Source organism: Anoxybacillus sp. ST70, from assembly GCF_019553625.1.
GTDB classification, from domain to species: Bacteria; Bacillota; Bacilli; order Bacillales; family Anoxybacillaceae; genus Anoxybacillus; species Anoxybacillus gonensis.
Map to the genome: position 1 here is coordinate 1 of NZ_JAHZOF010000007.1, position 12,732 is coordinate 12,732.

The 12,732-nt window shown below is 39.6% G+C and carries 11 protein-coding genes and 1 rRNA gene; 4 read left to right on the forward strand and 8 right to left on the reverse strand.

Features of this window, described 5'->3' with window-relative positions; all coding sequences use genetic code 11:
* The 8 genes from K1I43_RS10130 to dnaA all read right to left on the reverse strand — a co-directional run.
* Window positions 1–341, reverse strand: a 16S ribosomal RNA gene (locus K1I43_RS10130); the annotation flags it as partial.
* A gap of 149 nt (window positions 342–490) precedes the next feature.
* Entirely contained in the window at window positions 491–1,576 is a 1,086-nt protein-coding gene (locus tag K1I43_RS10135; RefSeq protein WP_019416581.1) for an HD-GYP domain-containing protein, read from the reverse strand.
* 46 nt (window positions 1,577–1,622) lie between these two features.
* Window positions 1,623–4,082, reverse strand: a complete 2,460-nt coding sequence (gene gyrA / locus K1I43_RS10140; protein ID WP_009361097.1) for a DNA gyrase subunit A — start codon at window positions 4,080–4,082, stop codon at window positions 1,623–1,625.
* A 70-nt stretch (window positions 4,083–4,152) separates the two neighbouring features.
* On the reverse strand, window positions 4,153–6,069 hold the full coding sequence (gyrB, locus tag K1I43_RS10145) for a DNA topoisomerase (ATP-hydrolyzing) subunit B (protein WP_370628354.1): 1,917 nt from the start codon (window positions 6,067–6,069) through the stop codon (window positions 4,153–4,155).
* A 61-nt stretch (window positions 6,070–6,130) separates the two neighbouring features.
* A complete protein-coding gene (recF, locus tag K1I43_RS10150) occupies window positions 6,131–7,246 on the reverse strand; it encodes a DNA replication/repair protein RecF (RefSeq protein ID WP_009361095.1) in 1,116 nt (371 codons plus the stop codon).
* Between the two features lie 14 nt (window positions 7,247–7,260).
* Window positions 7,261–7,473 (reverse strand): S4 domain-containing protein YaaA, encoded by a 213-nt coding sequence (gene yaaA / locus K1I43_RS10155; RefSeq protein ID WP_009361094.1) that lies wholly within the window; start codon window positions 7,471–7,473, stop codon window positions 7,261–7,263.
* Between the two features lie 98 nt (window positions 7,474–7,571).
* Window positions 7,572–8,708: a DNA polymerase III subunit beta gene (dnaN, locus tag K1I43_RS10160; RefSeq protein WP_009361093.1), complete on the reverse strand. Its 1,137-nt coding sequence runs from the start codon at window positions 8,706–8,708 to the stop codon at window positions 7,572–7,574.
* 157 nt (window positions 8,709–8,865) lie between these two features.
* Window positions 8,866–10,209: a chromosomal replication initiator protein DnaA gene (gene dnaA, locus K1I43_RS10165; RefSeq protein ID WP_009361092.1), complete on the reverse strand. Its 1,344-nt coding sequence runs from the start codon at window positions 10,207–10,209 to the stop codon at window positions 8,866–8,868.
* Window positions 10,210–10,678: 469 nt separating this feature from the next.
* On the opposite strand from dnaA, the gene rpmH reads away from it, so the two are divergent.
* From rpmH to jag, 4 genes are all read left to right on the forward strand, one after another.
* A complete protein-coding gene (gene rpmH, locus K1I43_RS10170; RefSeq protein WP_003397591.1) occupies window positions 10,679–10,813 on the forward strand; it encodes a 50S ribosomal protein L34 in 135 nt (44 codons plus the stop codon).
* A 63-nt stretch (window positions 10,814–10,876) separates the two neighbouring features.
* Window positions 10,877–11,215: a ribonuclease P protein component gene (gene rnpA, locus K1I43_RS10175; RefSeq protein WP_019416584.1), complete on the forward strand. Its 339-nt coding sequence runs from the start codon at window positions 10,877–10,879 to the stop codon at window positions 11,213–11,215.
* Between the two features lie 50 nt (window positions 11,216–11,265).
* Window positions 11,266–12,033, forward strand: coding sequence for a YidC family membrane integrase SpoIIIJ (gene spoIIIJ, locus K1I43_RS10180; protein ID WP_009361090.1), 768 nt, complete (start codon window positions 11,266–11,268; stop codon window positions 12,031–12,033).
* Window positions 12,030–12,647, forward strand: a complete 618-nt coding sequence (gene jag / locus K1I43_RS10185; RefSeq protein ID WP_019416585.1) for an RNA-binding cell elongation regulator Jag/EloR — start codon at window positions 12,030–12,032, stop codon at window positions 12,645–12,647. Before spoIIIJ ends, jag begins: the two co-directional genes overlap by 4 nt.
* The last annotated feature ends 85 nt before the right edge of the window (window positions 12,648–12,732 follow it).

Consider the following 12,732-nt stretch of genomic DNA (forward strand, 5'->3'; position numbering starts at 1 on the left):
GCCGTGTCTCAGTCCCAGTGTGGCCGATCACCCTCTCAGGTCGGCTACGCATCGTCGCCTTGGTGAGCCGTTACCTCACCAACTAGCTAATGCGCCGCGGGCCCATCCTGTAGCGACAGCTTGCGCCGCCTTTCAACGAAAGACCATGCGGTCTTTCGTATTATCCGGTATTAGCACCGATTTCTCGGTGTTATCCCCGTCTACAGGGCAGGTTGCCCACGTGTTACTCACCCGTCCGCCGCTAACGATCCAAAAGCAAGCTTTTGAATCGTCCGCTCGACTTGCATGTATTAGGCACGCCGCCAGCGTTCGTCCTGAGCCAGGATCAAACTCTCCATAGAAAAGTTATCCTTAGCTTTTACGCTGCTGTTTTGTTCAGTTTTCAAAGAACATCAAGCACAAGATATATCATACAAGATGCTTTTTTTATTGTCAACACTTTTTACGCTATTTTTTATAAAAAATAAAATGACAACGGCAATAACCATTGTCATTTTATAATCTCTTCAATGAACAAATCTTTTTTATCTTTGAGAGAAATAATTTTGTTTGTTTCAATCATCTTAACCATTGGGTGATTTGGTGCATCTTGTTCAAAAAAGATGATTTCCCCGATTTGTTCATTTGATAATTTTACTCTTGCCCCGATCGAAAGGGTCATTAAAAGAGAAGCTAACGCTCGAACAACAGAAAGATCAAATTTTCCAAAACAATCTTTATGGATTTGTTCAAACACTTTAAAAGGGGATTGTTTATTACGATAAGGCCGCTCAGAAATCATCGCATGGTAAACATCAGCAACAGCAACAATTTTACTATACGGGTGAATTTTTTCTTCTTGAACGCCAAGTAAATACCCGCTGCCGTCATTTCGTTCATGATGTTGCAAAACAGCGAGCTTTACCCCTTCTTGAAGCGCTGTAATTTTTTGAACCATTTTATATCCGTAAACGGTATGTTGGCGCATATCTTTATATTCCATTGGCGTAAGTGCTGTGCTTTTGTAAAGTATTTTCGGATCAACTTTAGCCATACCGCAATCGCTTAATAATCCAGCAATTGCGACTTGATAATAGTCTCCTTTTGTATATTGCAATTTTTTCGCCAATACGCCTGAGAGAAGGCCGACCGTTACTGCATGATGGAATAAATACTCTGATTTTGTAGAGTAGTGATGAAAAAAGAGCAATTCTTTTTCCGATTCCAATACTTTTTCAAATAAAGGAATAAACATGTGACGGACTTTGCCGATGTCAATCGGTAACCCAGACTGCCAACCTTGAAACATTTGTTTATACTGCTGCACAGCTTCTAAATATAGTGTCAATATATCTTTGTTATCGACTGCTTTTGGCTTTGGCGCATCTTCTTGAATAATTTCACTTGGTCGAAATGTACTCCCATCGACAAGAACTGACTGTACACGTACTTGAGAAACGAGAAACTTTTGTAATACAGTTAAAAGTTTTGGAGTTAACACCGTGTTTTTCGGAACGATGACACGATTCGATTTCCCGATAACATCTTCGGCTAAGATGCAGCCTTCTTGCAATTGAGCTGTTTTTACTAACAACACGTCTTTCTCCCCCGCCTTTGTAAGAACATAGAGGGGGAATTCCCCTCTACTCTTCTTGCAATTGTTCTTGTTCTTTTTCTTCTTCTTTCGGCACTTTAGCTACTGTCGCAACATACTCTTGCTCGTTTTCTCCATCAAGACGCATTAACTTGACTCCTTGGGTGTTTCGTCCCATGACAGAAATATCACTTACCGCCATACGAATCATTACACCACCTGCAGTCATTAACATTAAATCTTCTTCACCTGTAACCGTTTTTACTGCGACAACATCCCCATTTTTTTCAGTAATGTTACACGTTTTAATCCCTTTTCCTCCACGGCTTTGAATACGATATTCTGAGGCTGGTGTCCGTTTTCCGTATCCATTTTTCGTCACAATTAAAATTTCTTCGTTTCCATTCAAACTCTCCATACCGACTACTTCGTCACCCGGACATAACGTAATTGCTTTCACACCTGCAGCTGTGCGTCCCATCGAACGAACATCTTTCTCAGGGAAACGAATTAACATCCCGTTTTTCGTCCCTACAATGATATGTTTATGACCGTCTGTCAGTTTTACGGATATTAATTCATCCCCTTCATGCAAATGAATAGCAATTAAACCGTGGTTGCGAATGTTAGCAAATGACGATAGCGGCGATCGTTTTGCAATACCTTGCTTTGTTGTGAAAAATAAAAACGCATCTTCACGAAATTGATCTATGGCAATAACTGTATTAATCACTTCATCTTTTTCAATGTTTAATAAGTTAACAATCGGAATTCCTTTTGCTGTTCGGCTAAACTCTGGGATTTCATATCCTTTTGCTTTATACACTTTTCCTTTGTTTGTAAAAAATAAAACAATGTCATGTGTAGATGTAATGACTAAATGTTCAACAAAATCGTCCTCATTCGTATTCATTCCTTGAATACCTCGTCCACCTCGGCGCTGGCTTCGGTATGTTGAAACAGGGAGACGTTTAATATACCCTCTATGCGTTAATGTAACAACGATATTTTCGCGAGTAATTAAATCTTCATCATCAATTGTTTCTAACCCACCATTTACAATTTCTGTACGACGATCATCATTGAACTTCTCTTTAATTTCAAGTAATTCGTCACGAATAATTTGTAAAACTTTTTGTTCATCAGCTAAAATAGCTTTTAAATGCGCAATGAGCTTCACTAGCTCCGCATATTCTTGTTCGATTTTTTCACGTTCTAATCCTGTTAAACGTTGCAGACGCATATCTAAAATCGCTTGCGCTTGTTTTTCACTTAACTGGAACTTTGTCATTAATCCTTCTTTTGCTACGTCTACAGTCGCAGATTGACGAATAAGCTCAATCACTTCGTCTAAATGATCAAGGGCAATACGTAACCCTTCTAAAATATGGGCGCGAGCTTCCGCTTTGTTCAATTCAAACTGCGTACGACGACGAATAACAATCTTTTGATGATCTAAATAATGCTGTAAACATTGTTTTAAGTTCAACACTTTTGGTTGACCGTCAACAAGGGCAAGCATATTAATACCAAAGCTTGTTTGTAATGCTGTTTGTTTGTATAAATTGTTGAGCACCACATGGGCACTTACATCTCTTCTTACTTCAATAACGATGCGCATGCCGCTCCGGTCAGATTCATCACGCAAATCCGTAATGCCGTCAATTTTCTTTTCACGTACAAGCTCAGCAATTTTTTCAATCAACTTTGCTTTATTTACTTGATAAGGCAATTCTCGGACGATAATTGTTTCTTTTCCGTTTTCTTTTTGTTCAATCTCTGCTTTGGCGCGCAATGTAATCGAACCTCGTCCTGTTTCATACGCTTTTCGTATACCGCCTCTTCCGATAATTTGCGCACCTGTCGGAAAGTCTGGACCAGGCAAATACTCCATTAGTTCAGCAATCGTCATATCTGGATCTTTCATTAGTTCTAATAAAGCGTCAATGACTTCCCCAAGTTGATGCGGCGGAATGTTTGTCGCCATCCCGACCGCAATACCTGAAGACCCATTTACGAGTAAATTTGGAAAACGAGCCGGCAACACAATGGGCTCACGTTCTGAGCCATCGTAGTTATCTTGGTAATCAATCGTATCTTTGTTAATATCCCGCAACAACTCCATCGAAATTTTCGACATTCTTGCTTCTGTATAACGCATAGCTGCTGCGGCATCTCCATCAATTGATCCAAAGTTTCCGTGACCATCAACGAGCATATATCGATAGTTAAAATCTTGTGCCATCCGCACCATCGTATCGTACACCGCTGCATCGCCGTGTGGATGGTACTTCCCGATCACTTCACCGACAATACGTGCGGACTTTTTGTAAGGCTTGTCCGCTGTCATCCCTAAATCGTGCATCGCATATAAAATTCGGCGATGTACCGGTTTTAGTCCGTCACGCACATCAGGAAGTGCACGCGATACAATGACGCTCATAGCATAGTCGAGAAACGATGCACGCATTTCTTGACTAATACTTATTTCTTTTACACGTTCAGACATATAGACGAACCTCCCTTACTTAACAAAATAATAAAACGAGGGGAGGGTGAACAAACACTCTCCGACATACTTAAATATCAAGATTTTTTACATACTTCGCGTTTTCTTCGATAAACTGTCTACGCGGTTCTACTTTATCCCCCATTAAAATTTCGAACGTTTCGTCTGCTTCCATCGCATCTTGCAAACTTACTTTTAGCAACGTTCTCGTTTCTGGATTCATCGTCGTTTCCCAAAGTTGTTCTGGATTCATTTCTCCAAGACCTTTGTAACGTTGAATAATCGGTTTTGGTTGTTCTGGTAACCGAGCTAATATTTCCTCAAGTTGTCGATCACTATATGCATACTCAATTCGTTTCCCTTGCTGAATTTTATATAAAGGTGGCTGAGCGATATAAACATAACCTTGTTCAATGACCTCGCGCATATAGCGGTAGAAAAATGTCAACAACAGTGTACGAATATGCGCCCCGTCGACATCTGCGTCCGTCATAATAATGATTTTATGGTAACGAGCTTTTGTAATATCAAACTCTTCTCCAATTCCCGTACCAAGAGCTGTAATAATTGCACGCACTTCATTGTTTGATAAAATTTTATCTAATCTTGATTTTTCCACGTTAATAATTTTTCCACGCAACGGTAAAATCGCTTGAAAATGACGATCACGTCCTTGTTTTGCAGAACCACCCGCTGAGTCTCCCTCAACGACATACAGTTCACATATCGATGGATCCTTCGAAGAACAATCCGCTAATTTCCCAGGCAAACTTGATACTTCAAGGGCATTTTTCCTTCTTGTTAATTCTCGCGCCCGTTTAGCTGCTAGACGTGCTCGTGAAGCTAAAATTCCTTTTTCAACAATTTTTTTCGCGACCGTTGGATTTTCAAGTAAAAACTTTTCAAATTGCTCCGCAAAAATGGACTCTGTCGCGGTGCGAGCATCGCTATTTCCGAGTTTTGTCTTCGTTTGTCCCTCAAACTGTGGAGACGGATGTTTCACGGAAATGATTGCTGTTAATCCTTCACGCACATCTTCACCCATCAAATTAGCATCTTGTTCTTTAAACATATTGTTTTTTCGACCGTAATCATTAATGATTCGCGTCAACGCCGTTTTAAAACCTAACTCATGCGTACCGCCTTCGTGCGTGTGAATGTTATTAGCAAATGAGTATATATTACTCGTATATCCATCGTTATATTGTAAGGCGATTTCAACTTGGATGCCGTCTTTTTCTCCCTCAATGTAAATCGGTTCATCGTGCAGTGTTTCTTTCGTCCGATTTAAATGTTTGACGTATGAAGAAATTCCACCTTCGTAATAATATTCGTTGCGTCGCTTTTCGCCACGTCGATCTTCTAGCGTAATGCGAATCCCCTTATTTAAAAAAGCAAGCTCTCGTAAGCGATGTGCGAGCGTGTCATAATCATACTCGGTTGTTTCTGTAAAAATTTCTGGGTCTGGTTTAAAATGAATAGTTGTCCCTGTCCGATCTGTCTCACCTACAACTTGCAAATCAGAACAAGGTACGCCTCGCATATATTTTTGATAGTGAATTTTTCCATCACGATGCACATACACTTCTAACTCTTCTGACAGCGCATTGACAACAGATGCCCCAACTCCGTGTAAACCGCCAGACACTTTATATCCACCGCCGCCGAATTTTCCACCGGCGTGTAACACAGTCATAATTACTTCAACAGCTGGTCTTCCCATTTTTTCATGAATGCCAACAGGAATCCCACGGCCGTTATCGATGACTGTAATGCTGTTATCTTCTTCAACAATGACGTTAATTTCCGTACAAAATCCAGCTAACGCTTCATCAATGCTGTTATCGACAATTTCCCATACGAGATGGTGTAATCCTTTTGGACCAGTTGACCCGATATACATCCCTGGTCTTTTCCGTACCGCTTCTAACCCTTCGAGAACTTGAATTTGACTTTCATCATAAACGACTTGTTCTCTTTGTTCCATCGTCATTATTGATCACCTACGCTTTCCTTTTCGAACAATACGTTCGAGGTTTATAGAAAAACTATCGTCTCATCATTTGTCCAGAGACAACTTCATACACATCTGCCTCACGAATGACGCGATGCTCAATTCCATCTATGCTCGTTGTTGTTACAAATGTTTGTACTTTACCTTGGATAGCATCTAATAAATGCGTTTGGCGAAAATCATCAAGCTCTGATAGTACATCATCAAGTAACAGAATAGGGTACTCGCCAATTTCTGAAAAAATTAAATCGATTTCAGCTAGTTTCAATGAAAGAGCTGTCGTCCGTTGTTGACCTTGTGAACCGAACGTTTGTACATCTTTGCCGTTAATCGTAAAAGATAAATCATCTCGATGTGGCCCAATGAGCGTTGTACCTCGTTCGATTTCTTTTGTCTTTATTTTTGCGAACTTGTCGTTATACACTTCTACTATTCTCGACCATTGTTGTTCGTCTAATACATCAACTGAAGGACAATAGTGAATACCTAGTTGTTCATTGCCCCGGCTAATTTCAGCATGGATTGGTTTGGCCCACGTTTGTAACAATTCAATAAATTCATATCTTTTTAGAGTGATTTTTGCAGCGAACTCTACAAGCTGCTCCGTAAGCACATCGAGAAACGTGTCATCCGTCTGTTTTTTCGCCTGAAGCAGTTTCAAATATTGATTTCTTTGTTGCAACACTTTTTGATATTGTCCGAGCTCGTGCATATAAACAGGTGATACTTGACCAATTTCCATATCGATAAACCGTCTTCGAATTTGTGGGCTCCCTTTGACTAGGTTTAAATCTTCAGGGGCGAACATAACAACGTTCATATGGCCAACGTAGCTGCTTAATTTTGCCTGTTCAATATAGTTTAATTTCGCTTTTTTTCCTTTCTTCGACACAGTCAACTGCAAAAAAATTGGACCGTTTTTCTTTTCTACTTTACCTTCTATTTTAGCATAATCTTCTTCCCAACGAATGAAATCTTTATCGTTTGTTGTTCGGTGTGATTTTGCCATCGATAAGACGTAAATGGATTCCATAATATTCGTCTTACCTTGAGCATTTTCTCCTAAAATGACGTTTACTTTATTTCGAAATTGCCAACAACCTTGCTCATAATTCCGATAATTTTTTAAAGTTAATTGTTCTAAAAACAAAGGTGCTCCCACCTTTACGAACGAATCGTAAATGTACCGATTGTTTGAATATGAACAACATCTCCTACTTTCAACTTGCGACCGCGGCGTTGTTCCCTTTCGCCATTAACGAACACATCGTTTGTTTGTAAAAACCATTTCGCCATTCCACCTGTTGAAATGACGTTTGCTAGTTTTAAAAATTGTCCAAGTGTAATTGTTTCAGTTGAAATTTTTATTTCTTTCATCCATTATCCGCTCACTTTCTATAAAAGTGTCCATTCTTTCATTGTACTAAAAAATAAGGGGGAAGAAAAGGAAAGCTGCTAGATCTTCTAGCAGCTTTTTAGTATGTTCGTACAGGCAAAATTAACTGAAGCATAGAATCGTCATGAAGCGGTCGAATGACAAACGGCCGCATAGCACCAGTAAAGCTAATTTTAATTTCTGCCCCTTCTAACGCTTTTAATGCGTCCATCATATATTTTGCGCTGAAAGAAATTTTTAATTCTTCACCTTCTACCTGTTCACATTGTACTTCTTCGACAACTTTTCCGATTTCAGGTGAGTTCGATGAAATTTCAACGACTTTGTCAGACAATGTCGATAAACGAACGACGTTATTTCTTCCTTCACGCGCTAGCAACGATGCACGATCGATCGCTTGTAAAAACTCTTTTGTTTTGACAATCATATCTGTTTGGCTTTCTGTCGGGATGAGCCGGGATGTATCTGGATAGTTTCCGTCTAATAACCGTGAGAAAAACAATAAATGTTTTGTTTTGAATAATACTTGGTTTTCCGTTACGACAATGTGAACAGGCTCATTTGATTCTTCAAGAATTTTATTTAATTCGTTTAAGCTTTTGCCCGGAATGACAATGTTGTAATACGCTTCGGATTCCGTTTCTACTTTTGCTTTTCGCATCGCTAGTCGATGGCTATCTGTTGCAGTACACGTCAGTTCATTATTTTCAATGCGCCAGTTTACACCTGTTAAGATCGGGCGTGTTTCTGAGGTGGACACCGCAAATACCGTTTGGCGAATGACATGTTTTAGTAAATCAGCTGGCACTTTAAACATGTTTTCCTCTTGAATTTGTGGTAGGCGCGGATATTCTTCTGGATCTAATCCATTCAAATGAAATTCGGTTTTTCCGGAGCGGATCGTTGTGACGAATTGATCTTTTACTTCGATTTCTATCGTTTCTTTCGGTAACTTACGAACAATCTCACTGAAAAATCGTGCTTGTAAGACAACGCTACCTTGTTTTATGACGTCAACAATGACCCGATCTTCTTCTTCAGCTGGAATGAATGATTCGATCGAAATATCTGAATCACTTCCTGTTAAAGTAACGCCTTGTTTTGAGGCAACGATTTTAATTCCAGTTAAAATCGGAATAGTTGTTCGAGATGATACAGCTTTCATCACATCTTGTACACTTCTTACTAAATGATCGCGATCAATAATAACTTTCACAAAGAAAACCTCCCTAATTTATTTATTATATTTTTTTAAAAAACTATTAATCATAGTACTAGGCGCTGTGATTATGTGGATAAGTGAATAAAACAAAGGAAGCACAGACTATCCACATGTGGACAGACTGTGCACAAACATAAAGCAGTTATTCACATTATTTCAGTTTCTCCATAATTTCTTTTAGCTGTTTTTGTAATTGCACATCTGTTTGGATAAGCGCTGAAATTTTCTCGTGAGCATGGATGACAGTCGTATGATCACGTCCTCCAAATTCCTCGCCAATTTTCGGAAGTGAGCAGTCCGTCAGCTCGCGCGAAAGATACATCGCAATTTGGCGCGGAAATGCAACCGATTTTGTCCGTTTTTTTGCCTTAAAATCTTCGAGTTTCAAGTTAAAATGCTCCCCAACAACGCGTTGAATGTCTTGGATTGTAATGACTTTTGGTTTGGAGCTTGGAATAATATCTTTTAATGCTTCTGCTGCTAAATCTGCGTTAATTTCTTTGTTAATTAAAGAGGAGTAAGCAACGACGCGAATGAGAGCCCCTTCTAATTCACGAATGTTCGAGTCAATTTGATTAGCGATGTACAACATCACTTCGTTCGGGATGTCGAAGCCTTCTGCTTTTGCTTTTTTACGTAAAATGGCGATTCTCGTTTCTAAATCAGGAGGAGTAATGTCCGTAATTAATCCCCATTCAAAACGAGAACGAAGGCGATCTTCTAACGTCGGAATTTCTTTCGGAGGTCGGTCACTCGAGATCACAATTTGCTTACTTTCCTCATGTAACGTATTAAACGTATGGAAAAACTCCTCTTGTGTCTGTTCTTTTCCGGCGAGAAATTGAATATCATCTATTAACAGCACGTCCACGTTACGATATTTATTGCGAAAATCGTCTGGACGATTATCGCGGATGGCATTAATAAATTCATTTGTAAACTTTTCCGAAGATAAATAAACGACTTTCGCTGACGGATTATGTTCAAGAACGTAATGACCGATTGCGTGCATGAGGTGCGTCTTGCCTAGGCCTACACCACCATAAATGAAAAGGGGGTTGTACGCTTTGGCCGGTGCTTCTGCTACTGCTAAAGATGCAGCGTGGGCAAAGCGATTGCCTGATCCAATAACAAAAGTATCGAACGTATACTTTGGATTCAGCATACTTTGTGGAAATTCTGTTTGTTCGTCATCGTGTTTCCGCGGTTTGCTCGATGGTTTTAGATCAAATTCCTCTAGTGCTTGATGATTAGGGATCGTGCATTTAATTTTTAACTCTTCTCCGGTAATGTCATAGAGCGTTTGCTCAATGAGCCGCGTGTAGCGCGATTCGAGCCAATCTTTTGTAAATTCGTTTGGAACGGTAATAATAAGGATGTCGCCTTTTAGCGAATGAGCAGATGTCGATTTTAACCACGTTTCAAAGCTCGGTTTGCTAATTTTTTTCTCAATCTCGGCTAATGCTTTATTCCATAAGTCCGAAATATTTTCCACGCCGCTCTCCCTCCTTCTCCGCGCGGGTGTTCAACATTTGTATAACTTTGTCTATAAAAAAATTTTTTTTCGACAGTTTTCACCGATTGTGGACAAATATTTACACAGGATGTGGACGGAACTGTCCACACATTATCCACATTTTGTGGATAATGAAAAAAACTTATAGAATTATCCAGAGTAAAAACAACAATATAATAGCAGATAAATACTTATGTTGCAATGGGTTTAAAAGATTATCCACAAAACGAAAAAGATGTGAAAAAATTTTATCCACAAGGTTATAAGATGTGAAAAACTTGTCGATAAATGTTGTGGATACGAAAAAACCGACAAAAAATTTATCCACAACAATAATCACAAGATAGTCAAAAAAAGATACTCCTGGAGTAGTTGACATTTCTCTAAATTTCTCACTATAATTAGAAAGACTGTCTTTTAACAGTTATTCCTCAGGGAGGTGTCATATATGAAAAGAACGTATCAACCAAATAAGCGGAAGCGTAGTAAAGTACACGGTTTCCGTGCGCGCATGAGCACAAAGAACGGAAGAAAAGTTCTTGCTCGCCGTCGTCGTAAAGGAAGAAAAGTATTATCTGCATAGGCCACTGAACGATCAGTGGTCTTTTTTCTAACGGGAGTTACGATCGAGGTGTGATTGAGACACATGAAAAAAAAATATCGCATAAAAAAAAATGATGAGTTTCAAGAAGTATTTCAACGAGGAACATCGGTAGCGAATCGGCAGTTTGTCGTATACGTTTTAGATCAACCGGGACAATCGTATTTTCGCATTGGGTTATCCGTTAGCAAAAAAATTGGAAAAGCAGTCGTTCGGAATCGGGTGAAGCGTTATATTCGCCAAGTGTTTCACGAAGAACGTGATCGGATCGAAGCGGGAAAAGATTATGTCATTATTGCGCGAATGCCAGTAGCTACGATGGAGTATGAAGAGGTAAAAAAAAGTTTATTACATGTTTTGAGACGGGCAAACGTTTTTCATTAGCGATATGTTAAAATATTTCGTGGAACGTATAAAGTAAGGGGGAAAAACGAGTGAAAAAAAGGCAAGTCGCATGGTTGTTTTTACTTCTTGCTGTTGTGTTAGCAGGATGTTCAGAAATTAACCAGCCAATTACCGCGGAAAGTAAAGGATTTTGGAACGAGTACATCGTCTATCCACTATCTTGGTTAATTACATACACATCTGAGTTATTTGGCTCCAATTACGGCTTAGGGATTATTGTGGTGACGATTTTAATTCGTTTAGCTATTTTGCCGCTAATGGTCCAACAAACGAGAAATTCTAAAGCAATGCAAGCGTTACAACCAGAACTGCAAAAACTTCGTGAAAAATATAGTTCAAAAGATGCGCAAACGCAACAAAAACTGCAACAGGAAACGATGTTGCTTTTCCAAAAGCACGGTGTGAATCCGTTAGCAGGGTGTTTGCCGTTATTCATTCAAATGCCGATTTTAATTGGATTTTACCACGCTATTATGCGCACAGAAGAAATTGCACGCCATAACTTTTTATGGTTTGACTTAGGGGAAAAAGACCCATTCTATATCTTGCCGCTTGTGGCAGGGGTAACGACATTTATTCAACAAAAGATGATGATGGCGGGCACGGAACAACAAAATCCGCAAATGGCAATGATGCTTTGGTTAATGCCAATTATGGTCGTTGTATTTGCGATTAACTTTCCAGCCGCGCTCTCGCTTTATTGGGTTGTCGGAAACTTGTTTATGATTGCACAAACGTATTTCATTAAAGGACCAGACTTAAAAGCAACAAAACAAGCTGGGGGAACAGGAAAGTGAAACGAGTGACGGTGAGTGGCCAAACGGTAGAAGAGGCAGTAGAAAAAGCGCTAGCGCAATTACATGTGCCGAAAGAAGCGGTCGATATTGTTGTTGTTCAACAAGAAAAAAGGCCGTTTCTCGGCTTTTTCGGTGGAAAAGAAGCGGTCGTTGAAGTAACGATTAGCAATCCGTTTTCTTGTGTGGAATCATTTTTAAAACATGTGCTTGAGCAAATGAATGTCCGTGTCACTCTTTCTTATCAAGTGGAGGAAGACCGTTTCATCGTTTCACTTTCCGGACAAGATGTAGCACGAGTAATTGGAAGACACGGTCAAACACTTAATGCTTTACAATTATTGGCACAAGGAGTTTTAAACCGTTGCACCGATCGTCCGCTTCATGTTGTGATTGATGCGGAAGGGTATCGGAAACGAAGAGAAGAGACGCTCGTTCGTTTAGCGAAAAATATGGCGAAAAAGGCGATTCAAACGGGACAAGATATTTCGTTAGAGCCAATGAGTGCATGGGAGCGGAAAGTCATTCATACAGCGTTAAGCGATGATGAAAGGATACAAACGTTTTCAGCTGGGGCGGAGCCGCATCGTCATGTCGTTATTTCACTAAAACGATAAACATTCTCTAGGGGAAGTCGTTCCTAGAGAATTTTTTTTGTAAATGGAAACGTGACGTGTATGTTGTTATTCACATGTGGATAAG